Here is a 23,593-nt window from a genome sequence, read left to right as displayed (position 1 = left end):
AGAGCGCTTGCCGGTAAGGGAAAACCCCACCGCACCCGTCAAAGGAAGAGATGACGATGAATGTGATGCGCACAGCCATGCTTCTGGCCTTTATGACCGCCCTGTTCATGGGCGTCGGATTTTTGATCGGCGGCAGGTCCGGCATGATGATCGCGCTCGTTCTCGCCGCCGGCATGAACCTGTTTTCCTACTGGAACTCGGATAAAATGGTGCTGTCTGCCTACAATGCGCAAGAGGTAGACGCGCAGACTGCTCCGGAATTCTATACGATGATCCGGGATCTGGCGGCCAATGCCGGCCTGCCCATGCCGAAGGTCTATGTCTACGACAATCCTCAGCCGAACGCCTTCGCGACCGGCCGCAATCCCCAGAATGCCGCAGTCGCCGCGTCGACCGGTCTTTTGCAGCGGCTGACCCACGACGAGGTAGCCGGGGTCATGGCCCATGAGCTGGCGCACGTCCAGAACCGCGATACTTTGACGATGACCATTACCGCGACCTTGGCTGGCGCGATTTCGATGCTCGGCAATTTTGCCTTCTTCTTTGGCGGCAATCGCGAGAACAACAGCAATCCGCTCGGGTTCATTGGCGTGTTGGCAGCCATGATCGTTGCGCCGCTCGCCGCCATGCTGGTGCAGATGGCGATCAGCCGCACACGCGAATATTCAGCCGACCGGCGCGGCGCAGAAATCTGCGGCAATCCCCTGGCGCTTGCCTCGGCTCTCGCAAAGATTGCTGGCACCGCGCATCAAATTCCCAATTATGAGGCTGAACGCAACCCGGCCACGGCGCATATGTTCATCATCAACCCGCTTTCGGGCGAGCGCATGGACAACCTTTTTTCAACCCATCCCAACACCGAAAATCGCATCGCGGCGCTTCAGGAAATGGCCGGCGACTTGCGTGGCAACTCCTCGACGCCGCGATTTGAGGCTGATAGACCGCAGCGCACCGCGCGCTCCGTTCCGTATACCGGCCGAAATTCCGGTTGGGGCCGTGGTTCAAATGAACCGCGCAAAGGTCCCTGGTCTTGAACGACAGCAACAAAAGCAAGAAGCCCCGTCCGCCATCGACCGGTTCCAGAAGCTCGGCTCCGGAAAGTCGTTCAGGACCTTTCAAGCCCGGTCTTGAAGTCCGGCTAACCGCCGCAAAGCTTCTCGCGGCGGCCGTAGACCGGAAGACCTCCTTGGATGGAATGCTGGATCTGACGCATGGCAACCCGGCCTACAAGGCGCTGAGTGATGCCGATCGGGCCCTGACACGCGCCATTCTGACAACGGCGCTGCGCTATCTGCCCCGCATTGAGGCAGCTATCGCATCCCTTATCGAGACGCCATTGCCGGAGGGTGCTCGGGCGCTTCACCACGTTCTCGTAATTGCTGCGACCCAGATCCTGCATCTCGATGTCCCATCGCATGCGGCGGTCGATCTGGCTGTCGAACAGGCCAATCGCGACCCCCGCAACCGGCGCTTCGCCAAGCTCGTCAATGCGGTGCTGCGTCGCCTGGTGCGGGAAAAGGACGAAGTTCTGGCCAGAACAGCCGATGTGTCACCGGTGCCGGACTGGTTCAACGACCGTTTGAAAGAGATTTATGGCGACGCGGAAGCCAAGCGGATAGCGGAAGCACAGCTGGTGCCTCCGGCGATCGATCTTACGGTGAAATCCGACCCTGATGGCTGGGCGGAGAAGTTGAATGGCAAGATCCTGCCCACAGGCAGCGTACGGCTCAGCAGCTTTGAAGGCTCGGTAACGGCGCTGGACGCATTCGGCGAGGGTGAATGGTGGGTCCAGGATGCGGCAGCCAGCATCCCCGCAAAACTGTTTGGTGATCTCAAGGGCAAGCGGATAGCGGATCTCTGTGCCGCGCCGGGAGGCAAGACGGCGCAGCTGGTCCATGCCGGAGCCCATGTCATCGCCATCGAGCAGTCCAGCAATCGCATTGTCCGGCTGAAGGAGAATCTGTCGAGACTGAAGCTTGAGGCCGAACTTGTCCTCGGCGATCTGTTCAAGTTTCAGCCAGACCAAGCCCTGGACGGCGTGCTTTTGGATGCTCCGTGCTCCTCGACCGGAACGACGCGGCGGCATCCCGATGTCCTTTGGACTAAAGGTCCGGAGGACATAGCCAAGCTTGCTGCGCTGCAGGAAAAGATGCTGAGACACGCAACCACACTGGTGAAGCCTGACGGCATCGTTGTCTTCTCCAACTGTTCGCTCGATCCATCAGAAGGAGAAGACCTGGTGGCGCGTGTGCTGGCAGACGATCCAAGGCTCGAGCGTGTGCCGGTCCACGCCAGGGATTGGCCGGGACTGGAGGATGCCATTTCCGATCTCGGAGAAATCCGCACGACACCTGCCATGCTGCCGGGAGACGGCGAGTTCTCTGGCGGTATAGACGGGTTTTTCGCTTCGGTGCTGCGGGTCCGGTAAGACATTCTTCACCATAAAGTCCGATCATTCGAATAGTCTAAAAAGTGATTCCGTCCGATCGGCCGGACTTGTAGACATCCTGCGGAGTGTTCCAGGTTGACAATGCGACTCGCGGATCGCAGGAGGCTTCTATCCTCCGGCTTGCGGGAGATCTGGCGACGCCTCGGCCGGCGTTCGGCGCCATTGCGGCTGGCTGTCACCCCGTTTTCGCTGCAGGTGCCGGACCGGCTGATTGTCGCGCCTACGGATCTACGGTCGCTCGATCCCTTCGTTGCCGAGGAGATTCTCGAAGGCCGCTTCCCCCTAGCTGGCCGCACGCTTGAAACATTTGGCCAATCGCCCTTCGCGACAGAACTGCCATCACGCGCTTTTGCGGAGCGGTTGCATTCGTTTGCGTGGCTGCGGCATATCCGGACGAACAAGACCGAAGCCAGCTGTGCGAATGCCAGAGAGATCGTGTCGGACTGGATCGCCATCTATGGCCGGCGGCGCAGGGGTGTTGCCTGGGAGCCGCATGTCGTTGCGGAAAGGGTCATTGCCTGGCTTTCCCACTCCACCGTCGTGCTGCAGGGGGCCGAAGCCGGGTTCTATCGCCGCTTCATGAAGTGCCTTGCCTATCAGGTGCGGTATCTTCGCAAGATCGCAAGCTATACGCCCGAAGGGGAGACGCGCTTGAGGCAGCGCATCGCTCTGGCGATGGCGTCCATCTCCATGCCGACACGGGCTGGCTACATCCGTCGGGAGGGCGCCCGCCTGGATAGGGAGCTGGAACAGCAGGTCCTTGCGGATGGAGGCCATGTATCCCGCAATCCGCGTGCTCTGCTGGATCTCCTGCTGGATCTGCTGCCGCTTCGCCAAACCTACATTAATCTGGGGCATGACCTGCCGCAAAAGCTCATCCCGACAATCGACCGTATGTATCCGGCGCTGCGGTTCTTTCGTCATCAGGACGGCGATCTGGCACTTTTCAACGGCGCCAGTGCCACGCCGGCAAGCGAATTGATGTCAGTGCTGCGTTACGACGAGTCGGCAGGCAAGCCTTTCAAGGCGCTGCCACACATGAATTACCACCGGCTGGCGGCAGAAGGAACGACCCTCATCGTCGACACCGGCCATCCGCTGTCTCCGGAACTGTCCTCGTCTGCACATGCCGGCAGCCTTGCCTTCGAAATGTCGTCAGCCCGACATCGCTTCATCGTCAATTGCGGAGCACCCAAGTCCGCCGGCCGCAATTACCGTACGATCGCCCGATCAACGGCCGCCCATTCTACTGTCATCCTCGACGAAGCGTCCTCAAGCCGCATTGCCCGCTCCAAAATTTCAGGCGCCATTTTGCTGCCGGGCGTCAGCCAGGTCGAGGTGGAGCGGTGGGACGACGCGCACGGCAATGACTGGCTCCGTGCAATTCACGACGGTTACGTTCGCGACTATGGCTACTTCCATGAGCGCGAAATCGGCATGAGTTCGAAAGGCAACAAGATCAAGGGCCATGACAGGTTGTTTCGGGAGGAAGGAGACGCGTCTCCTTCCAAGCCGTTTTCAGCCGTGGCCCGTTTTCACGTCCATCCCGCTGTCATCCTCAAGCGTCGCGACGAGGAAACGGTTGTCCTGCGCGCGCCGGATGGAGAAGCGTGGGTCTTTACGGCGCCGGGTCTACACGTGCAGATCGACGAGGACATCTTCTTCGCCGATGTTGCCGGCATCCGCCCCAGCCAGCAACTCGTGATCGAATTCTCACCGCCCGATGTCTTTGAAATCCGCTGGATGTTAAGGCGGGGCGAATAGACGTTCCCTCTTCTGCCAAGCTGTGCTAACCGCGGCCATCTTAGCTGCTGGCTCCGTTCGGAGCGCATTTCGAGGAGTGAGCAATGGCCGTCGTTTCCAAGAAAATTCCTGCTCCCGATCATATCAAGATCCGAACTGCGCTGCTTTCGGTTTCCGACAAGACCGGCATCATTGAGCTTGCTCAGGCGCTTGTGGCGCAGGGCGTAAAGCTGCTGTCGACCGGTGGCACGCAAAAGGCCATTGCTGCCGCCGGCCTGCCCGTCACGGATGTCTCAGATGTGACCGGATTTCCCGAAATCATGGATGGCCGGGTCAAGACGCTCCATCCGAGCGTGCATGGCGGACTGCTGGCTATTCGCGATGATGCGGAGCATGCGGCGGCCATGAAAGAGCATGCGATCGAAGGCATCGATCTAGCCGTCATCAACCTTTACCCGTTCGAGGAGGTCAGGGCGGCTGGCGGTGACTACCCGACCACCGTCGAGAACATCGATATCGGCGGCCCAGCCATGATCCGCGCCTCGGCCAAGAACCATGCCTATGTAACGATCATCACCGATCCGTCCGATTACCCGGCGCTCATCGAAGCAATGCGGTCGAACGAGGGCCAGACCGTTTACGCCTTCCGTCAGAAACTGGCGGCAAAGGCTTATGCCCGCACGGCTGCCTATGACACAGCCATTTCCAACTGGTTTGCAGAAGCACTTGACATCGAGATTCCGCGCTACCGCACCATCGGCGGCGTCTTGAAGGAAGAGATGCGCTATGGGGAGAACCCGCACCAGAGCGCCGGCTTCTACGTAACCGGCGAGAACCGCCCAGGTGTCGCCACTGCCGTGCTCCTGCAAGGAAAGCAGCTCTCCTATAACAACATCAATGATACGGACGGAGCCTTCGAGCTGATCGGCGAATTCTCGCCGGAACGCGGCGCTGCTTGCGCGATCATCAAGCACGCCAACCCTTGCGGCGTGGCGGTCGGCTCCTCCCTAAGGGATGCCTATCTCAAGGCACTCGCCTGTGATTCCACTTCGGCTTTTGGCGGTATTATCGCCTTGAACCAGATACTGGACGGCGAAACGGCCGAAGAAATCGTCAAGCTGTTCACGGAAGTCATTATTGCGCCGCAGGTTTCAGAGGAAGCCAAAGCGATCATTGCGGCCAAAAAGAACCTGCGACTGCTCGTTACCGGCGGACTGCCGGACCCGCGCTCCCGTGGCCTCACGGCAAAGACGGTAGCTGGTGGCCTTCTCGTTCAGACCCGCGACAACGGCATGATCGAGGACATTGACTTGCGCGTCGTCACCAAGCGCCAGCCGACGGCGAGCGAACTGGATGACCTCAAGTTTGCCTACAAGGTAGCCAAGCACGTCAAGTCGAACGCCATCGTGTATGCGAAGGACGGTCAGACGGCGGGTATCGGTGCCGGCCAGATGAGCCGCCTAGACTCGGCTCGTATTGCCGGCTTGAAGGCCGAGGAAGCTGCCAGGGCAATGGGCTGGGCAGAGCCGATGACCAAGGGGTCGGCAGTGGCATCGGAAGCCTTTTTTCCATTCGCCGATGGTCTTCTTTCAGCAATTGCCGCCGGTGCCACCGCGGTCATTCAGCCCGGCGGCTCCATGCGCGATGAAGAGGTTATTGCGGCGGCCGACGAGCATGATGTCGCCATGGTCTTCACCGGCATGCGCCACTTCCGACACTAGCCGTCAGTATCCTTCAGTCGTTTCGGCAACCGATCGGCTGGATAGGGCGTCGTGATCAGCAGGACCAAGCCTAGCGTCAGGAAGATCATCAGGGTCGCCATGCCGTAGCGAGCAGAACCGGTCAGGTAAGTGACTGCCGAAAAGAGCAGCGTCGCAAGGAAGCTGGTGGCGCGGCCCGACAGCGCATAGATGCCAAAATAGCGGCCGGCTTCCGAGAGACTGACGCTGCGGGCGAGATAGGATCGGGAGGAGGCCTGGACCGGCCCAAAAGCGATGCCGATCAGTAGGCCGAAGAGGACATATGCCTTTTCGGCTGCGGTGCCGAACAATCCGCCACTATCGTCGAGCGGCAGTGGCATGAGGCCGAAGAAGACGAAGCCCGGACCGGTTGAGACGATGCCCAGGGTTGCTGCCATGAGAGCGCTGAGGCTCATGACGACGACGACCTTAGAGCCAAGCAAGCGATCGAGCCAGCCTGCAAGAATGCAGCCGAATATGGCAACAATATTCAGGATGATCCCGTAGATGCCGATTTCGATCGTCGCCCAGCCAAACATGCCGGCGGCAAAGGCACCGCCCAGGATCAGCAGTCCATTGACGCCGTCCTGGTAGAGCATGCGGGCTATCAGGAAGCGGGCGATTCCGGCTCGCTGCCTCAGTTCGCGAAGCGTGCCGCCGACTTGCTGAAGACCTGCACGGACCGAAGCCGCCAGCGGCAGGCCGCGCTTTGCATCCGGCGTGAAAAAGAACATCGGCAGAATAAAGAGAAGATACCAAACTGCAGAAATCGGTCCGGTGATGCGGGCATCTTCGCCGAGATGTGGATCAAGTCCAAAGAGCGGCGGAATGCCAATCAGAGTCAGTCCTGTATCAGGATTGGCGGATAGAAGAGCAACGACCGCTATCAGGACGATCATGCCGCCGAGATAGCCGAGGCCCCAGGCCGTGTTCGAAACTCGGCCGACCTCTGCCTTGCCGACCAGCCGCGGCATCATCGAGTCGTTGAAAACCGAGGAAAATTCCGCAGCGATCGATGCGAAGATCATGAATATCATCGGCCAGATGATGGGCGAGCCCGGTGCCGCCACCCAAAGCGCCGCCACGCAGACAATCTTCACGAGAGCGAAGAAGGCAATCCAGGGCTTTTTCGGTCCGCTGTAATCGGCAACCGAACCGAGAAGAGGGGAAAAAACGGCTATGACCAGGGAGGATATGGTCGCCATGTTGCTCCAGGCAGCCTGAGCCGAGACCGGATCCTCGCTCAGCCGTGAAACAAAATAGGGGCCGAAGATGAAGGTGGTGACGACGGTAAAAAATGGCTGGGCTGCCCAGTCGAACAACATCCACCCCCATATGCCACGCCGGGTGGATCTTACCGGCACATCTTCAGTTTGAAGGTCGGCCATATTGCCTCAGATAGGTTCATTGATTGTGCTAGGCAGTGCGTGCATGGGCGAGGTCACCCAGAAGGCCGGCGGCGACGGTCACCTTGGGGAGAGTGATATCGCTGCCCTCGCTCAAGGCAACCAGTTCAGCGCCGATACGGTTGACGCGGACGCGGTCACTGCCGTGCCACGCTTCTACCGGCTTCTTGTCTTTCGGGTGGTTCATCAGGGCGGCGATCACAATATCTCTGCGGGCTGAAGCGATCTGTTGCAGGCTGCGGGAAATGGCGAGGCTCTCATAGTGATCGGAAGTGCTGATTCTCTCAGCCGATTCGATTAGCCTGTTGACCCGGAAAGTGGCTGTCACGGCAAAATAGCTTTCTGCCGCGCGTGCCATGGTTTCCCCCGTCCGGTCGGCGATCAGCATGATTTCCGGAACAAGAACCAAGGTCGACAGAAGTACGATGTCCCGCGCCAGCGATGCCGGAACCCCACGCTCCTCCAGTTCCGCGGCGCGTGCGGCCGCGTCGATGACATCCAGACCATTGATCGAGGCTCGAAGTCCCTTCAAGGCTGCTTTTAGCCGGTTCATGGCGCCAGTTAAATCGCCGGCTCCAACCTGTGTCTGGATAATGAGCCGCGTTGCCTCCGCAAAGATCGCGCCGACACGGGCATAAAGATCGTTCTGGACATCTCCGGACAGTTTTCCGTCGAGAGCGTCTATCTCTTGCCACAGCTTTGGGAGGTCGAACCCGTCACGCCCAAGGTATGCGGCTTTCACAACATTGGCGGCTGTTGCGCCGGTCATGTCGCTCATCTGCTGGACAAAGCCCGGCCCACCGCGGTTGATAACCTCGTTGGCAAGCGCGGTCGCAATGATTTCCCGATGAAGCCGATGATTATCGATGTCGCCGACATATAGCTTCTGCATCTTGGCTGGAAAATAAGCCTTCAGCACGTCAGCAAAATAGGGGTCGTCCGGAACAGGGCTGTCGATCAGTGAGTCGAAAAGGACGATCTTTGCATAGGACAGCAAGACGCCGATTTCCGGCCGACTGAGCGGGCGACCCGACAGGTAGCGCTCCGTCAGCTCTTGATCGTCGGGCAAGGTTTCCACCTTGCGGTTCAGCTGGCCATGCGCCTCGAGAACCGACATGAGGCGTGAGAGTTCTTCCCGGTTAGTGACGCCCTTGCGTTCTGTCAGCGATATGGCCAGGGGCTGCAGGTAATTGTTGCGCAACACGAGGTGTCCGACTTCCTCCGTCATGGAAGCAAGGAGCTGGTTCCGTTTTTCGCGGCTCAACCGGCCATCCTGCATTGCTGCATTCAGGGCGATCTTAATGTTAACTTCCACGTCGGAGGAATTGACGCCTGCGGAATTGTCGATGGCATCCGAATTGCAACGGCCGCCCGCCAGTGAATAGGCGATACGGCCTTTTTGCGTGACACCCAAATTGGCGCCTTCGCCGATGACGCTGGCACGCACCTCGCTAGCGGTAATGCGGATGGGATCGTTGGCTCGGTCGCCGACTTCCACATCGTTTTCGGAGGAGGCTCTCACATAGGTGCCGATGCCGCCGAACCAGAGAAGGTCCACCGGGCTTTTAAGGATGGCGGTCATGATCTCGAAGGGTGTCGCCGTTGTCTTGTCGATACCGATCGCATCCGCAGCTTGCTTTGTAAGCTTCACCGACTTTTCCGACCGCGAGATGATCATGGCGCCATCTGAAAGGCTCGATCGGTCGTAGTCCTGCCAGGAGGAACGCGGCAGCGAAAACATGCGCTCTCGTTCGGCATAAGATTTTTCGATGTCCGGGTCCGGGTCGATGAAGATGTCGCGATGGTCGAAGGCGGCGAGCAGCCGGATCTTGCGCGACAGCAGCATGCCGTTGCCGAAAACGTCGCCGGACATGTCGCCGACGCCCGCCACGGAAAACGGCGTCGTCTGGATGTCGACGTCCTTTTCACGGAAATGCCGTTTGACCGCCTCCCAGGCGCCCCGGGCGGTAATGCCCATTTTCTTGTGGTCGTAACCTGCCGACCCGCCAGACGCAAAGGCATCGTCCAGCCAGAAGCCGGCTTCCTGCGCCAGGCCGTTGGCTGTATCGGAAAACGTGGCCGTGCCCTTGTCGGCCGCCACCACAAAATAGGCATCATCGCCATCGATACGGATCGTGTCCGGGGGGCCAGTGATCTCGCCACCGACAATGTTGTCGGTGATCGACAGCAAGGTTCGGATGAAGGTGATGTAGGCTTGCCTGCCCGCGTTGAAGAATGCGTCGCGCGAGCCGCCGACAGGAAGCATCTTAGGGAAGAAGCCGCCCTTGGCACCAACTGGCACGATAACGGCGTTCTTGACCTGCTGTGCCTTAACCAGTCCAAGCACCTCGGTGCGATAGTCCTCGCCGCGATCTGACCACCGGATACCGCCGCGCGCCACCATGCCGAAGCGCAGATGTACGCCCTCGACTTCCGTTCCGTAGACGTAGATTTCACGGAATGGCCGCGGTTCCGGTAGGCCGTCGAGCAGCTTCGGATCAAGCTTGAAGGCAAGCATCCGGCTCGGGCTGCCATCTGGGCCGCGCTGGAAATAGTTGGTGCGAAGCGTTGCGTCGATGGCATTGACGAAGCGTCGCAGGGTGCGATCTTCATCAAGATTGGGAACATCCGCAAGAGCCTGCTCGATTTCTGCATGGCAGCTCGACAGCTTCTTCGTGCGCGCCTTGTCGGATATTGCCGGATCGAACCCATTTCGGAACAGCCGGAAGAGTGCCGTTGCTATCCCCGGATACTTGTTAAGCGTGTCGGCAATATAGGCTTGCGAATAAACGATGCCGGCCTGGCGCAGGTAACGCGCATAGGCCCGCAATACAGTGACTTCGCGTGCAGAAAGGCCCGAGAGCAGAACCAGTTGGTTGAAGCTGTCATTGTCGATCAAGCCATTGAAGGCCGACAGGAATGCCTCTTCCAGAAGCGGCGCTTCGCGGGACAGATCAACTTCCCGTCCACTGCTTAATTGAAGCTCCATGTCGTGGAGAACGACGAGCTTGTTGTCCGGGCCTACCTCGATCTCAAAAGTCTGTTCGCTGACGGCGTGGAAGCCGAGGTTTTCAAGAAGCGGGACGCGACGCGACAAAGACAGATGGTGATCCTTGTGGAAGATCTTCAGCGAAATGGTCGCCGCGGGATCGGTTGCACGACGGTAAAACGCGATGTTGATCGTTTCACCAGCCGCACAAGCGGCGATCGCCGGCAGATCTGCAAAGGTTTCTTCCGGAGAAAAGGCTTCTTGAAAAGCCTGACTAACGGTGAGACGGGGGCCGGCTTCGGCAAGGGCTGCGAAATGCGCCTCCCATGGCGTGGCAATCAGACGTATCGCGTCTTCGAGCTTGGCCTGCGCAATCCGCGGGGTCTTCCCGCCGCTACGGCCAATGATCATGTGGACGCGGGCAATCGCACCTTCCGGGAAGGCCGGGTAATAGGCGGAGACATGGCCCTGGTAGATTTCCGCCAGATAGGCGCCGATCTTTTCACGAACCAAGGAATTATAATCTTCACGAGGCGCATAAACGATGACAGAAACGAAACGGTCGAAGCGGTCGATACGCGGCAATACCCGAACACGCGGGCGTTCGCTCAATTCCAGGATCTGTTCGCAGAAGCGTGCGAGCAGATCGGTATCGATCTGAAAGAGATCATCCCGCGGATAGGACTCCAGGGTGTTTTCGAGCATTCGTCCCGAATGGCTGTCCGGATCGAAGCCAAAATGGGTTTCGACCTCGCTGATCTTGGCCCGCAGCAGCGGTATATCTCGCACCGAATGCGTATAGGCGGTGGCGGTGAACAGCCCTACAATGCGTAGCTCACCGATAACCTGCCCTGTTTCATCGAAGCGTTTGATGCCGACGTAATCCATATAGGCGCGGCGGTGAACGACTGATTTTACATTGGCCTTGGTGACGATCAGGAAATCTGGTCCATTAAGGAATTCCAGAATTTCCGGCGTGGTCATCACGGCATCCTTGCCCTGTCTCAGCACGAGCACGTCCGGATCTGAAAGAATACCAAGGCCGCGGCCCTTGCCCCGCTCCACGGTCGCCTGCGAGCCCTTACCGCTGTAAACGTATTCACGCATGCCAAGGAAGGTGAAGTTGTCGTCGCGCAGCCAGTCAAGGAAAGCGAGAGCCTCGTCGCGCTCTGCCTTGCGTCGGCTCGCAGATTTAGCCAGCTGTTCTGCTGCTCCATCGAGAACTTCGAGCATAGATGTCCAGTCGGCAATCGTCAGGTGTACCTGATCCAGGACATGACGGACCCGCTCTGCCAACGAGGCAGCCTGTTCCTCACCCAGTGGCGTAAGATGGATCTGGATGAGGCTAACATGGTAGGAAGGATCGCCAGGTTGGTCATGAGAGCGCAGAACAGGGTCCTTGCCAGGCTGCATTAACAGGATCGGATGAACCACCATGGATAGATCACGATGAGTGGCCGTCACCTCGCCCATGATGGAATCGAAGAGGAAAGGCATGTTGCGGTCGATGACCGTCAATATCGAGACCGGGCTACCGTTCGGCTCTATCCCCGCTACCTGGGAAATCGAAATGTCCGCCTTGATCCGGGTCCAGGACTGCAACCGCGTAGCGGCGTGCTGGGCCGAAAGCGCCAGCATGTCAGACGTATAATTGCTTATGTCGTCCTTGCTGGCACGGGCAAAAAGGATGAAGGGATCAAGATGAGGACCTGCCAGGCCGGCCGCGATGGCGCGCGCCTTCTCGATCTGCTTTTCGCGGCTTGGGTTCTGCTTGCCTGCCATTTGTTTTCCTTCCCCTCCAAGACGATGAGCTGTCTTGTCATCTTGCCGTAACCTAGCCGATCCATGTCGGCTCACCAGCGTTTCATTCTTCCGTTAAGCCTTGTTGACATGCGGCAACGATGGAAGGATCAACGCCCATTCGCAGCCGAAAGCCGAAGCCAATGTCCAATACTGCCAGTGCCGTCATCGTCATCTCCAGCCATGTGGTGCGAGGTTCGGTGGGCAATCGTGCTGCTGTCTTCGCGCTGGAGACTTTGGGCTATCCTGTCTGGGCACTGCCAACCATCGTCCTCCCGTGGCATCCGGGGCATGGGCCCTCGACGCGCCTCAGCTTTCCCGAATCAGATTTTGACAAAGCTATAGACGATCTCATTCGTGCGCCATGGCTGGGAGAGGTGAGGGCGGTCCTGACCGGCTATTTCGGAAACGCGGCCCAGCCACGCTCCGTAGCGCGCCTCATTCTAGCTTTAAAGGACAGGAATCCCGATCTACTCTACGCCTGCGATCCAGTCATAGGCGATCGCGGTGGACTATACGTTCCCCAAGCAACGGCTGAAGCCATTCGCGATGAGTTGCTGCCCCTGGCGACACTTGCGACACCCAACCGTTTCGAACTCGAATGGCTCTCCGGAGCGCCGCTGGAAAGCAATACCGCAATCATGGAGGCCGCTGTGTCGCTTGGTCCGCCCCGGCTTCTGGTCACCTCGGCCGTACCGATGATGGCCGGTGGCACCGGAAATCTCTACCTCACCGGCCACCATGCCCTGCTCGCGGAACACCGGCTGATCGACAACCCGCCGAACGGGTTGGGCGATCTGCTTTCTGCGGTGTTCCTGGCGAGGATACTGGCAGGGCTGGATGACGAAAAGGCGCTGCAGCTTTCTACAGCCAGCGTCTTCGAGATCCTGGCGCGCACGGCCAAGCGTGGCGGCGATGAACTGACGCTGGAAACGGATTCGGCAAGCCTTTCTTTGCCAATGGCCATGGTGCAGATGCGCCGGCTGGTGCATCCCCTACAGCGGATCAAGCGTTGACCAGCAGCGGCGCATCTATAGGTGCACAAGGGCGTTGATCTTCCAACGGCAGCGCTATAATCCTTGGCGCATGACGGAATTTCCAGACAGACTTTTGAGCGGCTACCGCAATTTCATGAGCGGACGCTACAGCGACGAGCGGGAGCGTTATCGCGTTCTCGCGGAAACGGGGCAGGCACCGCATACGCTGATCATTGCTTGTTGCGATTCGCGCGCGGCGCCGGAAACAATCTTTGACTGCGGCCCGGGCGAACTCTTCGTTGTCCGCAACATCGCCAACATGGTTCCGCCTTACGAGCCCGACAGCCAGTTTCACGGAACATCCGCGGCGCTGGAATATGCCATCCAGGTTTTGAAGATCCGCAACATCGTCGTCATGGGGCATGGCCGTTGCGGTGGCATCCAGGCGGCGCTCGATCTCGATATGCAGCCGCTGTCGCCCGGCGATTTCATCGGCAAGTGGATCGGACTTGTGCGGCCTGCCGCCGAACAGATCCAGAGCAATGATCTGATGACCCAGACTGAGCGTCAGACAGCGCTCGAGCGGGTATCGATCCGCAATTCGATCGCAAACCTCCAGACTTTCCCCTTTGTTCGGTCTCTCGGGGAAAGCGGAGAACTTGCCATTCACGGCGCCTGGTTTGACATCTCCACAGGCGAACTGTGGGTCATGAACGACAAAGGCGATTTCGTGCGTCCCGATCTGGTCGAGACCGCGCTTCAGGCCGAAGAAGTTTCGGCCTGAAGCGGCTTGATCCAAGACTTTACTGAGCGTCGATCTTGGCGCCCATATAGGCGATCGCCTGTTGGTAGACGCTTGCAGCATTCCATCCCTGGATGGCGCCGAAATTCGGCTCTCCCGGCTGATAGCCGGCTCCTGCTCTCCACCCATGGCCCTTGAGGAAATTGGCAGTGGAGGCAAGCGCATCGGCACGCGAGCGAACCAGATCGATATGTCCGTCGCCGTCGCCATCGGCTCCGTAACGGATAACGTTCAGCGGCAGGAACTGCGTCTGGCCGATCTCGCCGTGGGCGGCACCGCGCGCAGAGGTGCTGAGGTCGCCGCGGGCAACGAGCTGCAGGGCTGCATAAAGCTGCTCGGTGAAATAGGCAGAGCGCCGGCAATCGTAGGACAGGGTCGAGACAGCCGAGAGCGTATGCTCATTGCCCATGAAGCTGCCGAAGCCAGTTTCCATCCCCCAGATGGCAATCAGCGGACCGGCCGGAACGCCATATCGGCGCTCGAGCGACGCGAAAAGCGCAGCATTGCCGGACTTCATGCCCTTGCCGCGCGAAATAATGGCGGGGCCGCCGCGCTTGCGCATGAATTCGTCGAAAGACAGCTTGAAGCTCTTCTGGCCGCGGTCGGCGCGGATGGTATTGCGATTGTAGGATACTGTCGACAGCGCCCGCTCAACCACGGAAGGGTCAATGCCGTTTGCAGGAGCAGTTCGCTTGAAGTCCTCGACCCAGCGGCTGAAACCGGAGGCATCATTGCCGCATTGAAGGGCGGCAAGAGCCGGGGAGGCTACCATGGCACTGGTTGCAATCAATCCTGCCAGCAAAATCTTCTTCATGCAGTCAACCTGTCGTCAAAGTGGGTCAGCTTGGCCGGAAGCGCGCCCGTGGGGGATATATCCAATCGGCCTTATGGCGATGGCTGCGGATAATCGCAACTCATCCTTCATGAACAGTTCGTGATGGGAGAGTATTCTTAAGAGTAAACCCCGCCATATCGAGCGGGATCTACCGTAACAGCCTTAATAAAACAATTAGGCAGCAACCTTGCGCGGCTTGATCAGGCCACGATTGACAAGCAACTCAGCAATCTGGATCGCATTCAGGGCCGCACCCTTGCGCAGGTTGTCGGAAACGACCCAGATATTGAGGCCATTTTCTACCGTCGCATCTTCGCGGATACGCGAGATATAGGTGGCATCCTCACCGGCAGACTCATAAGGCGTAATGTAGCCGCCGTTTTCATGCTTGTCGATCACGAGGCAACCAGGAGCTTCCCGCAGGATGTCGCGCGCCTGGTCCGCAGTGATCTCGTTTTCGAACTCGATGTTGACGGATTCCGAGTGGCCGATGAAAACCGGGACGCGCACGGCTGTGCAAGTCACCCGGATCTTCGGATCGAGGATCTTCTTGGTTTCAGCCAGAACCTTCCATTCTTCCTTCGTATATCCGTCTTCCATGAAGCTATCGATATGCGGAATGACGTTGAAGGCGATGCGCTTGGTGAACTTCTTGGCTTCCACCGGATCTGCGACGAAGACGGCGCGTGTCTGGGTAAACAGCTCGTCCATGCCTTCCTTCCCGGCACCGGAAACGGACTGATAGGTCGAAACGACAACGCGCTTGATCTTCGCAAAGTCGTGCAGCGGCTTCAGGGCCACAACCAGCTGAGCGGTCGAGCAATTGGGATTGGCGATGATGTTCTTCTTGGCAAAGCCGCTGACGGCGTCCGCGTTGACTTCCGGCACGATCAGCGGCACTTCGGAATCGTAACGCCATGCGGAGGAATTATCGATGACGACGCAGCCCTGGGCCCCGATCTTCGGCGACCACTTCTGCGAAATGGTACCGCCTGCGGACATGAGGCAAATGTCGGTGTCGGAAAAATCATAATTTTCCAGGTTGGAAACCTTCAGCGTCCGGTCGCCAAAGGACACTTCAGTTCCTTGCGAGCGTGCGGAGGCGAGCGCTACCACCTCATCGACGGGAAAACCCCGTTCCGACAGGATGTTGAGCATTTCCCGGCCGACATTGCCGGTTGCGCCGGCGACTGCAATCTTGAAACCCATTTCGTGCTCTCTTTCTGTCTCTCCTCGATCTGGTGAGGGGGAAGCCGCGCCAGTGAGGTCGCGGTGTTCCTTGTCCCCAGCCATGCCGGGGAGAGAGCGGCGGGCCAGAGACGTCAGACGGTTTTCGTCGTCGTTTTGGCCATGGTTTTGAAGGAACCGGAAATACAGATTCGCCATTCGGTCTGATAGACCGGCTGGCTGGAGGCAGCGATGTCGAAGTCGCAGGCTTGCATCTGGGTATTTCCCGTTCGCAAAGTGGTTTAGAAGATTTTTGTGCCGAGTCAAGGCGGTACAGGATCAATGCGAGCTGTCGGCTGGCTGTATCTTTAAGCAAATGCAGGCCTGACATTAGACGAAAGTCATAATCCCAAAGCATCTCTCTCCCTTTGTCCCAGATTCTGTCAGTCTGCGAAAATGCGCCATGTCCAGGTTCAGGAGGGAATGTCTGGAACGCGGTGCCGGTTCATTTGTGGGAGGACAACAATGGCAAATGTCGCAACGGCGGCTGGAACGAAGGCCAGCCCGATGACGCGGGAGGAGAAGAAGGTCATATTTGCCTCTTCTCTCGGCACCATCTTCGAATGGTATGATTTCTATCTCTACGGAACTCTTGCAGTCATCATCGGCCGGCAGTTTTTTTCAGCCTTTCCGCCGGCCACGCAAGCGATCTTTGCACTGCTCGCCTTCGCTGCGGGCTTTCTTGTCCGCCCCTTCGGGGCACTTGTCTTCGGGCGTCTAGGCGACCTTGTCGGGCGTAAGTATACCTTCCTGATCACGATCGTGATCATGGGCCTTTCCACCTTCTTGGTCGGCCTTCTGCCAAGTTACGAGCAGATCGGCGCAGCGGCACCCGTTATTCTCATCGCGCTGCGTATGCTGCAGGGCTTGGCACTCGGCGGCGAATACGGCGGTGCAGCGGTCTATGTGGCTGAGCATGCTCCTCGCGGCCGACGCGGGTTTTATACGTCCTGGATCCAGACAACAGCAACGCTTGGTCTTCTGCTTTCGCTTGCTGTCATCGTGACGCTGCGCGTCAACATGGGCGAAGAAGCTTTCGCTACAAGCTATCCCGTGCTGTTCGGCCTTCAGGGCGGGTGGCGCATTCCGTTCCTGGCGTCTGCTCTTCTGCTCGCCGTTTCGATCTACATCCGGATGCAGATGAACGAGTCGCCGGTCTTCCAGAAGATGAAGGAAGAGGGCACCCGCTCAAAGGCGCCGCTGACCGAAGCTTTTGGTACGTGGAAAAATGGCAAGATCGTTCTGATTGCGCTGTTTGGCCTCGTCGTTGGACAGGCGGTTGTCTGGTATACCGGTCAGTTCTATGCCCTGTTCTTCCTTCAAAGCATTCTGAAGATCGACCTTCTGACAGCGAATGTTCTTATCGCCTGGTCGCTTCTCCTCGGAACGCCATTCTTCCTCGTCTTTGGCGCGCTGTCGGATCGGGTGGGGCGCAAATGGGTGATCCTTGCAGGCTGCGCCCTCGCGGCGGCGACCTATTTCCCGCTGTTCCACGGGCTGACCAATGCCGCCAATCCGACCTATGCGGCAGCGATCGAACGGGTCAAAATCGAGGTTTCGGCAGATCCGGCGACTTGTGGATCCCTGTTTGATCCAGTTGGTATCAGAACCTTTACGCAGCCCTGCGACGTCGCACGCCGGACCCTGTCGCAGCAGGCCTTTACCTACACGCTGGTTCCAGCTGCAGCCGGTGCGCCGACAACGGTCAGCGTTGCAGGAACTGACGTGCCGGTCGCAACGACAACGCTTGCCGACGGCAAGAGCGAGACCTTTGCCCAGCGTCTGGGTCCGGCCTCCGTGGCGGCTGGCTACCCGGCCGCCAATGATGCCGCCAAGGTGAAAGTCGATGGCTTCTTCTCGGTGCTCGGCAATAAGCAGGCGCTGACGGTCATCGCCATCCTCTGGGTCATGGTCGTCTATGTCACTATCGTTTACGGCCCGATCGCCGCGGCGCTTGTCGAGTTTTTCCCGACCCGCATCCGATACACCGCCATGTCACTGCCCTACCACATCGGCAACGGCTGGTTTGGCGGGCTGCTCCCGGCAACGTCCTTTGCAATCGTTGCCTCGACCGGCGATATTTATGCCGGCCTCTGGTACCCGGTCGGCTTTGCCATTCTCACGATCATCATCGGCGTGATCTTCGTGAAGGACCAGCGCAATATCGATCTCAACGACTAACCGTTCATCAAAAGGAAGGGCCCTGCGGAGACGCAGGGCCCTTTTGCATTTGAGAATCCAAACGCTGGTGATCAGACGCCCAGATTGCCTTTGAAGGCGTCGAGGATAGCTTCGCCCATTTCCGAAGTCCCCACCTGCCTGCAGCCTTCGCCCATGATGTCGCCGGTGCGGATGCCTTGGTCGAGCACGGTGGCAATTGCCTTTTCCAGTTTGTCGGCTTCGTTGACCATGTTGAACGAGTAGCGAAGGCACATGGCAAAGGAGGCGATCATCGCGATCGGATTGGCCACGCCCTTGCCTGCAATATCAGGCGCAGATCCGTGAACCGGTTCATAGAGAGCCTTGCGCTTACCGGTCTTGGCATCCGGCGCACCGAGCGAGGCCGACGGCAACATGCCGAGCGAGCCGGTCAGCATGGCGGCAACGTCGGACAGCATGTCGCCGAATAGGTTGTCGGTGACGATGACGTCGAACTGCTTCGGCTGGCGGACCAATTGCATGCCGCCCGCATCGGCCAGCATGTGCTCGAGCTTGACGTCGGAATACTTCGCCTTGTGCGTCTCGGTCACAACCTGGTTCCAAAGCACGCCGGACTTCATGACATTGCGCTTTTCCATGGAGCAGACGGCGTTTTGCCTTGTGCGGGCGAGCTCGAACGCGACGCCTGCAATCCGTTCGATTTCATAGGTATCGTAAACCTGCGTGTCGATGCCGCGCTTTTGCCCATTGCCCAGATCGAGGATCTCCTTCGGCTCACCGAAATAAACGCCGCCGGTAAGCTCGCGGACGATCAGAATATCGAGCCCTTCAACCAGTTCCGGTTTCAAGGATGATGCGGAGGCAAGTGCTGGGTAGCATATCGCCGGACGAAGATTGGCGAAAAGCTGCATGTCCTTGCGCAGCCGCAAAAGGCCGGCTTCTGGACGCACGTCGTAGGGAACGGCATCCCATTGCGGGCCGCCGACTGCACCGAACAGAACAGCATCGGCCTCCATTGCCTTGGCCATATCCTCTTCGGAAATGGCAGCGCCATGGGCATCGTAGGCGCAGCCGCCAACCAAGCCTTCGTCCAGAACGAAATCCGCGTTCATTTCACTGTTCATGTAGGTGATGATCTTGCGGACTTCGCCCATTGCTTCGGGTCCGATACCGTCGCCGGGGAGAAGGAAGAGAGTTTTGGCCATATTCGATTGGTCCTTACCGGTTCTCCAGGCTCGTCCTCCCGCGCTAACTGAAGCGCGCCTGTCACACCCTCGTCGAGCCTGGAGCGACGGGGCAGATTTCGTTAACTGCCGGCGCCGATCCGGGCCGTCGCTTCGATTTCAATCTTCATTTCAGGTGTGGTCAGTCCGCAGACCACCATGGTGGCGGCAGGTCGGATGTCGGAAAAAGTCTGCCCCAATACCTCAACGATAGCGTCGTAGTTAGCCATGTCGGTGAGATAATAACGGACGCGTAGAACATCCTGAAGACCGCTGCCTGCTTCCTTCAGCGCCTTCTCGATCGTGCCGAGCGCGTTCCGGGTCTGGGCCGCGACGTCATTGGGCATTTCCATCTTTGCATAATCATACCCGGTCGTGCCGGAGACATAGACCATGTCACGGTCGACCACAGCGCGGGAATAACCAATCCGCGCTTCAAAGGGGGATCCGGAGGAGATGCGCGTCACCATTCGAGCGCTCCCAATCAAAGCCAGGGGCGCTCGGTGCGGTTTTTGTTCTCAAAGCCGCTAATTGCAGCATCGCTCTTCATGGTGGAAGCAATATCGTCGAGACCTTCGAGGAGAATGTGGCGACGCCCCTGGTCGATATCGAAATGGATGGAGCCGCCATCCGGGCCACTGATTTCCTGGGCTTCAAGATCGACGGAGACAACGGCATTGGAACCGCGCGAAGCGTCATCCATCAGCTTGTCCAGATCTTCCGGGCTGACGACGATCGGCAAGATGCCGTTCTTGAAACAGTTATTGTAGAAAATGTCGGCAAAGCTCGTCGAGATCACGCAGCGGATGCCGAAATCGAGGAGGGCCCAAGGCGCGTGCTCACGTGAGGAGCCGCAACCGAAATTGTCCCCGGCAACTAGAATTTTGGCATCGCGATAAGCAGGCTTGTTGAGAACGAAGTCGGGATTTTCTGTGCCGTCTTCATTGTAACGAGCTTCGGCAAATAGGCCTTTGCCAAGCCCGGTCCGCTTGATCGTCTTCAGGTAATCCTTCGGAATGATCATGTCCGTATCAATATTGACGACCGGAAGCGGCGCAGCAACGCCGGTGAGCTTTGTAAACTTATCCATGATCTGCCTCCGCAAGACTTATTCGCGCAAGCTGCATTAAAGTAAATTCAGCCGAATTTGAAGGGCGGTTTACCCTCAACCGGTACGCTAGCGTCCTGAAGCAGCCGGATTGCAGCCTGTTGAGCGTGAGCAGCTTAGAGATCGATGATCGTACCGCGGCCATCATTCCAGACGCGCATTGCGCGCTGGTCAGCATTGGCACGCACCGGAACCGGCTTGAGCCGCTGCGAAAGCGCTCGGCCAATGGAAAGAACGGCCAGTATGCCTACAAAGGCGACGGTCAGAGATGCCGTCAGCAAAGCCGCCGTGGCAAGAATGGCAATTGCCGATGTAATGACTAGGAATGCGCGAACATTTTGCATAATTAGACCTTTCTGCATCGGAAAATGTGGGCCTTGCGGCCTTCTGTTGCAAGAGGCTTTCCTGCCTGTGGTATTGCCGGCGGATAAAAAGATTGTCACAAAGTTGCGATAATGGCTTTGACCGATATCAATTCCGTGCCCGTTCATCTCCGCCGCTCAGTTCTTAGTGTACCGTCGATTAACACGCGGGCCTTGGAAAAGGTTCATGATCTGGATTGTGATGCCGTGATCTTCGATCTTGAGGATTCGGTCGCTCCAGACAAGAAGGTCAACGCCCGAGATAACCTGCGCCAACTTTTCCGGGAAAATCCGCTCAAGGAAACCTTAGCCGTTATTCGGATCAATCCGCTTGATTCGGATTACGGCAAGGCAGACCTAGATTTGGTGATTGAAGTCCTGCCGGCTGCGGTGCTGATCCCGAAGGTCGAGCAGGCTTCCGATGTCCAGGCGGTGGCGGATATACTGTCGAATGCCGGGCTGACGAAGGATGTCGCCATCTGGGCGATGATCGAGACGCCCAAGGGCATTCTCAACGCTGCAGCGATTGCTATAGCGGACGAGCGGCTTCAATGCTTCGTGGTCGGGCTCAATGATATGCGCAAAGCAACGGGAGTGCTTCCGGAGCCCGGCCGCTCTCATCTCATTCCATGGTTGATGCAGATACTGCTTGTCGGCCGCGCCCATGGTTTGGTCGTCATTGATAGCGTCTTCAACGACTTCAAGGACAGCGATGCTTTCGATGCCGAATGTGCCCAAGGCCGGGCTATGGGATTTTCGGGAAAGATGCTGATCCATCCAAACCAGATCGAGCCGGCCAATCGTCATTTCGGCCCGTCTGTGCAGGCTGTAAAGGAGGCGCAGGAGATCGTCGCAGCTTTTTCGCAGTCGGAGGCGCAAAATCTCAATGTCATCAATCTGAACGGAAAAATGGTGGAGCGGCTGCATCTGACTGAGGCGGAAAAGCTGCTTGCCGAAGCCGCGTTCATCGCCAAACGAGAAAGGAAATCCTCATGAAACTATACCGCTTCCTGACCGGACCGGATGATGCCAGCTTTTGCCACCGGGTATCAGATGCCCTGAACAAGGGTTGGGAATTGCACGGCACTCCAAGCCTCTCCTTCAACCAGGCGGAGAACAAGATGTACTGCGGCCAGGCGGTGACGAAAACGGTGGATGGCAAGGATTATGATCCAAGCATGAAGCTTGGCGAGCAATAAGCCGGACTAGCGCTGGGCGGCCTCTTCGGCGCTGGCCTCGATACGCTCCATGTCGTCGTCGCTCAGGCCGAAATGATGGCCGATCTCATGGATCAGGACATGGGTGATGATGTCGCCGAGCGTTTCCTCGTTTTCTGCCCAGTAATCAAGGATGGGGCGGCGATAAAGCCTGATACGATTAGGCAGTTCGCCTGTTTCGACTGTGAACCGTTCCGAGATACCCTTGCCTTCAAAAAGGCCGAGCAGATCGAAGGGCGTTTCAAGCGCCATGTCTTCGAAGACGTCGTCATCCGGAAAATCTTCGACTTCAATGGTCAGGTTAGCGGTTAAAGCCCGAAATTCTTCTGGCAAATGACCATAAGCTTCGATGGCCAGTGATTCAAACGTGCTGATCGTCGGCGCATGACGATCCTGCCAATCATTGGTCTGGTCACTGCGGGCCATGGGCTCTCCTTCCGGTCACGCCCATATAGTACCTGCAGCGATTTTTTTCGAGAGAAGAATCATTGCGCTATCGCTGAAGGAAAAGATTCCTTTGGAGCGGCTGTTGACTCTTTTGGCGGCCTCTGGAATTCATAGGAACATAAAGTGAACATATAAGAATGGAGCTGACGCCATGGCCCCTGGTGCCACGGCGCAGGAGACGCTTTTTGCCCTGCGCGAACAGATCGCCAGATTGGAAGGAAAGCCTGTACCGGCGCTTGCTGCCGCAGAGCAAGCAAGGTCGGCTATCGTTCCTGAAGGGCAGGAAGCCAAGTCCCTCCATTCTCGTCTTCCATTTGGCATCGCGTCCATGGATGACGCTTTGGAAGGTGGCTTGCCGCTCGACGCCCTGACCGAGATCCGAAGCCTCCTTATGGGAGATGCCGGTGCGGCAAGCGGATTTGTTCTTTCGCTGGCCGCTTATATCAAAGCAAAAGATACCGGCGAAGCACCGCTTCTATGGATCAGCGACGTCTTTGCGACGCAGGAAGCGGGCATTCCCAACGCCTGTGGTTTGCGGCAATTTGGCTTGGAGACAAGGGATGTTCTCTTCGCTTCGCCTCGCAAGCTCGAAGATGCCTTGTGGATTGCGGAAGCGGCGGTCGCCAGCGGGGCAATTTCCGCAACCATCCTGGAAATCCGCGGCAATCTCAAACATTTCGGCCTTACCGAAAGCCGAAGACTGAGCCTCAGGACGAAGGCGGCGGGGCGGCCGCTTTTCATTCTGCGGCATGCGGCGGAGGAAGAGGCGAGTAGTGCTCTTCTCCGCTTTCTTGCCGAACCGGCGCCGGCTTCCGAGCGGCGTCTTTTGGATGGATCCGTGCTTGGCGGCAGCATCGGCCATCCTGTTTTCCGACTCACCCTGGAGAAGAGCCGCAACCCGGCTCCGCTCTCCTTTCTTCTGGAGTGGAACAGCCGTGACCGTCAATTTTCCCTCGTCCGCCAAACAGGAGAGGCTTTCTCTCGCCCCAAGCCGGCAGCGCATTCTGGCGCTGGCATTCCTGCACTTGCCGACAGACAGGATCGCCCGCCGGCTATGGGGACTGTCTTGGCGTTTGAAAGAGCGTCCTGAGCACCCGCCGATCCTTTGT

The 23,593-nt window shown here is 58.2% G+C and carries 19 protein-coding genes; 10 read left to right on the top strand and 9 right to left on the bottom strand.

Features of this window, described 5'->3' with window-relative positions; all coding sequences use genetic code 11:
• Nucleotides 1-56 precede the first annotated feature (56 nt).
• The 4 genes from htpX (at nucleotide 57) to purH (ending at nucleotide 5,913) form a co-directional block, all read left to right on the top strand.
• The gene (htpX, locus tag E2F50_RS21240) at nucleotides 57-1,034 is read left to right on the top strand and encodes a zinc metalloprotease HtpX (RefSeq protein ID WP_133318189.1); all 978 of its coding nucleotides are present in this window, start codon (nucleotides 57-59) and stop codon (nucleotides 1,032-1,034) included.
• Nucleotides 1,025-2,428, top strand: coding sequence for an RsmB/NOP family class I SAM-dependent RNA methyltransferase (locus E2F50_RS21235; protein WP_425375414.1), 1,404 nt, complete (start codon nucleotides 1,025-1,027; stop codon nucleotides 2,426-2,428). The genes htpX and E2F50_RS21235 overlap by 10 nt, the downstream gene beginning before the upstream one ends.
• Nucleotides 2,429-2,530: 102 nt before the next feature.
• A complete protein-coding gene (locus E2F50_RS21230) occupies nucleotides 2,531-4,213 on the top strand; it encodes a heparinase II/III family protein (RefSeq protein ID WP_133318187.1) in 1,683 nt (560 codons plus the stop codon).
• A gap of 83 nt (nucleotides 4,214-4,296) precedes the next feature.
• The gene (purH, locus tag E2F50_RS21225; RefSeq protein ID WP_133318186.1) at nucleotides 4,297-5,913 is read left to right on the top strand and encodes a bifunctional phosphoribosylaminoimidazolecarboxamide formyltransferase/IMP cyclohydrolase; all 1,617 of its coding nucleotides are present in this window, start codon (nucleotides 4,297-4,299) and stop codon (nucleotides 5,911-5,913) included.
• On the opposite strand, the gene E2F50_RS21220 is transcribed toward purH, so the two are convergent.
• Together E2F50_RS21220 and E2F50_RS21215 are read right to left on the bottom strand one after the other, a co-directional pair.
• The gene (locus tag E2F50_RS21220; RefSeq protein WP_133318185.1) at nucleotides 5,910-7,319 is read right to left on the bottom strand and encodes an MFS transporter; all 1,410 of its coding nucleotides are present in this window, start codon (nucleotides 7,317-7,319) and stop codon (nucleotides 5,910-5,912) included. The two genes, purH and E2F50_RS21220, sit on opposite strands and share 4 nt — an antisense overlap.
• 28 nt (nucleotides 7,320-7,347) lie before the next feature.
• Nucleotides 7,348-12,108, bottom strand: coding sequence for an NAD-glutamate dehydrogenase (locus tag E2F50_RS21215; RefSeq protein ID WP_133318184.1), 4,761 nt, complete (start codon nucleotides 12,106-12,108; stop codon nucleotides 7,348-7,350).
• Between the two features lie 161 nt (nucleotides 12,109-12,269).
• Here E2F50_RS21215 and pdxY point away from each other — a divergent pair, with 161 nt between their 5' ends.
• Both pdxY and E2F50_RS21205 read left to right on the top strand, forming a co-directional pair.
• Nucleotides 12,270-13,142 (top strand): pyridoxal kinase PdxY, encoded by an 873-nt coding sequence (gene pdxY, locus E2F50_RS21210; RefSeq protein ID WP_133318183.1) that lies wholly within the window; start codon nucleotides 12,270-12,272, stop codon nucleotides 13,140-13,142.
• A 70-nt stretch (nucleotides 13,143-13,212) separates the two neighbouring features.
• On the top strand, nucleotides 13,213-13,887 hold the full coding sequence (locus E2F50_RS21205; protein ID WP_133318182.1) for a carbonic anhydrase: 675 nt from the start codon (nucleotides 13,213-13,215) through the stop codon (nucleotides 13,885-13,887).
• A 19-nt stretch (nucleotides 13,888-13,906) separates the two neighbouring features.
• On the opposite strand, the gene E2F50_RS21200 is transcribed toward E2F50_RS21205, so the two are convergent.
• Both E2F50_RS21200 and E2F50_RS21195 read right to left on the bottom strand, forming a co-directional pair.
• The gene (locus E2F50_RS21200; protein WP_133318181.1) at nucleotides 13,907-14,719 is read right to left on the bottom strand and encodes a lytic murein transglycosylase; all 813 of its coding nucleotides are present in this window, start codon (nucleotides 14,717-14,719) and stop codon (nucleotides 13,907-13,909) included.
• A gap of 195 nt (nucleotides 14,720-14,914) precedes the next feature.
• Entirely contained in the window at nucleotides 14,915-15,949 is a 1,035-nt protein-coding gene (locus E2F50_RS21195; protein WP_133318180.1) for an aspartate-semialdehyde dehydrogenase, read from the bottom strand.
• Nucleotides 15,950-16,432: 483 nt separating this feature from the next.
• On the opposite strand from E2F50_RS21195, the gene E2F50_RS21190 reads away from it, so the two are divergent.
• Nucleotides 16,433-18,148, top strand: coding sequence for an MFS transporter (locus E2F50_RS21190; protein ID WP_245515533.1), 1,716 nt, complete (start codon nucleotides 16,433-16,435; stop codon nucleotides 18,146-18,148).
• 71 nt (nucleotides 18,149-18,219) lie between these two features.
• On the opposite strand, the gene leuB is transcribed toward E2F50_RS21190, so the two are convergent.
• The 4 genes from leuB to E2F50_RS21170 form a co-directional block, all read right to left on the bottom strand.
• Complete coding sequence (leuB, locus tag E2F50_RS21185) at nucleotides 18,220-19,332, bottom strand: 3-isopropylmalate dehydrogenase (protein WP_133318179.1); 1,113 nt, start codon at nucleotides 19,330-19,332, stop codon at nucleotides 18,220-18,222.
• Between the two features lie 101 nt (nucleotides 19,333-19,433).
• The gene (locus E2F50_RS21180) at nucleotides 19,434-19,820 is read right to left on the bottom strand and encodes a RidA family protein (RefSeq protein ID WP_133318178.1); all 387 of its coding nucleotides are present in this window, start codon (nucleotides 19,818-19,820) and stop codon (nucleotides 19,434-19,436) included.
• Between the two features lie 14 nt (nucleotides 19,821-19,834).
• A complete protein-coding gene (leuD, locus tag E2F50_RS21175; protein WP_133318177.1) occupies nucleotides 19,835-20,440 on the bottom strand; it encodes a 3-isopropylmalate dehydratase small subunit in 606 nt (201 codons plus the stop codon).
• Between the two features lie 134 nt (nucleotides 20,441-20,574).
• A complete protein-coding gene (locus E2F50_RS21170) occupies nucleotides 20,575-20,802 on the bottom strand; it encodes a hypothetical protein (RefSeq protein WP_133318176.1) in 228 nt (75 codons plus the stop codon).
• A 111-nt stretch (nucleotides 20,803-20,913) separates the two neighbouring features.
• On the opposite strand from E2F50_RS21170, the gene E2F50_RS21165 reads away from it, so the two are divergent.
• The gene (locus tag E2F50_RS21165) at nucleotides 20,914-21,816 is read left to right on the top strand and encodes an HpcH/HpaI aldolase/citrate lyase family protein (RefSeq protein ID WP_133318175.1); all 903 of its coding nucleotides are present in this window, start codon (nucleotides 20,914-20,916) and stop codon (nucleotides 21,814-21,816) included.
• Nucleotides 21,813-22,019 carry a DUF1737 domain-containing protein gene (locus E2F50_RS21160; protein ID WP_133318174.1) on the top strand — a complete coding sequence of 69 codons (207 nt, stop codon included), beginning with the start codon at nucleotides 21,813-21,815 and terminating at the stop codon, nucleotides 22,017-22,019. The genes E2F50_RS21165 and E2F50_RS21160 overlap by 4 nt, the downstream gene beginning before the upstream one ends.
• A gap of 6 nt (nucleotides 22,020-22,025) precedes the next feature.
• Here E2F50_RS21160 and E2F50_RS21155 read toward each other — a convergent pair whose 3' ends face one another.
• Nucleotides 22,026-22,463: a metallopeptidase family protein gene (locus E2F50_RS21155; RefSeq protein WP_133318173.1), complete on the bottom strand. Its 438-nt coding sequence runs from the start codon at nucleotides 22,461-22,463 to the stop codon at nucleotides 22,026-22,028.
• A 172-nt stretch (nucleotides 22,464-22,635) separates the two neighbouring features.
• On the opposite strand from E2F50_RS21155, the gene E2F50_RS23470 reads away from it, so the two are divergent.
• Complete coding sequence (locus E2F50_RS23470) at nucleotides 22,636-23,574, top strand: ImuA family protein (protein WP_245515531.1); 939 nt, start codon at nucleotides 22,636-22,638, stop codon at nucleotides 23,572-23,574.
• Nucleotides 23,575-23,593 lie beyond the last annotated feature (19 nt).

Source organism: Rhizobium deserti, assembly GCF_004358025.1.
GTDB lineage: Bacteria > Pseudomonadota > Alphaproteobacteria > Rhizobiales > Rhizobiaceae > Neorhizobium > Neorhizobium deserti.
This window is presented reverse-complemented; position numbering and strand designations above follow the sequence as displayed.